We start from the raw sequence: 1,327 nt of genomic DNA on the forward strand, positions 1-1,327 counted from the left end.
ATATACGACAATTATATACGACAATTAAAATATATAAAAGCAGAGTGCCTATGGTTATCAGTATGGCTTTTTGGCAAAAAGATTTTAGGACTAACTCTATAGCCGGTAGAACTTCCTTACTTTTTATGGAAGCCCAAATGAAGACAACAATGATCAGAGTAGCTGTAGCTAACTCTCGATTATTAAAAATATCCAAATGCCCTCCTGAGCCTAAAAACGGTATAACGAATGACATGGATTCCCCCTCTTGAAGATCTGCCACACTTAGGTGCAGCCTGTAATACCGGAGGTAACCATGTCTACTCAATTCTTTTGTGGCGTTGATCTCGCCAAGCACCACTTTTCTCTTCACGCGGTGGATGACCATGGAAAAGTCATTCTCCATAAATCCGTTTCACGCGCTAAACTACTGGCTACATTAGTAAATATGCCTACGATGTGCATAAGTATTGAGGCCTGTGGTGGGGCACATTATTGGGCCAGAGAATTCAACAAGCTCGGCCACGATACCCGCATCATGGGCGCAAAGTATGTCGGTCCTTATCGCATAACCTGAACGATGCCGTTGCCATTTGTGACGCTATCCAGCGCCCAAACAACCGGTTCATTCCTGTTAAGTCACTCGAACGCCAAGCGATTCTCGTTTGTTAGGTTATGATTGTTTTTCCCATATTTTAGGCAGGCCTACCTGTTCACATATAYTGCACTGAAGTGTGTGACCATCATTCATAACATGAAGTTTCAGGCTATCTTTTGGGTTACCATTGTGCAAAGACAATATATTTCCGCTAAATTCAGCACTCATAGAGAGTTTTTTCATGTCAGCGACATTCATCTCTGCCTTATCACCTTTGATTGTTAGTACGACTGGTAATGAAGGTTTTAGGAAGCCACCTTTAGTCATTGCGACATAAGTACCATCAGCATTACCACCACAACCTACGAGACTAAAACCTAAGATTGTCGTGAGAATCAATTTTTTCATTTAAATTTCCTTATCTTATGGACATTGAATTACTGAAACCAGAATATCACAATGTAAAAAGTAATGATCTAAGAAAGATATATAAAATTTGTGAGGCAGTTCAAGCTTAGTCACACATTAGGTAACCTAACGTGAAACTTCGCGGCAATTTTGGAACCGTAAAACGGATCAAGTCCATGAGTGACTTAAGCGCCTTGTTGAACGAAGCCGCTATGCGGCAGAATGTCGCCTTACCGCCTATGTTTCTTCCTACTCTGCCAATCAGCAGTAAACAGGAGAAACACCATGACCCCTCTACAACAACGGCACTTCGATGCCCTTTATCAACAGCACCTTGATAAT

General features: G+C 41.5%; 1 protein-coding gene and 2 pseudogenes. 1 reads left to right on the forward strand and 2 read right to left on the reverse strand.

The features are described from left to right. Positions 1 to 262: pseudogene (locus BZG80_RS16045) on the reverse strand (hypothetical protein); the annotation flags it as partial. 33 nt (positions 263 to 295) lie between these two features. Here BZG80_RS16045 and BZG80_RS15665 point away from each other — a divergent pair. Beyond that, positions 296 to 642: pseudogene (locus BZG80_RS15665) on the forward strand (IS110 family transposase); the annotation flags it as partial. Between the two features lie 10 nt (positions 643 to 652). Here BZG80_RS15665 and BZG80_RS15670 read toward each other — a convergent pair. After that, positions 653 to 985: a hypothetical protein gene (locus BZG80_RS15670; RefSeq protein WP_077679769.1), complete on the reverse strand. Its 333-nt coding sequence runs from the start codon at positions 983 to 985 to the stop codon at positions 653 to 655. Between the last annotated feature and the right edge of the window lie 342 nt (positions 986 to 1,327).

The sequence above is a fragment of the Salinivibrio sp. MA440 genome, assembly GCF_001996265.1.
GTDB classification, from domain to species: domain Bacteria; phylum Pseudomonadota; class Gammaproteobacteria; order Enterobacterales; family Vibrionaceae; genus Salinivibrio; species Salinivibrio costicola.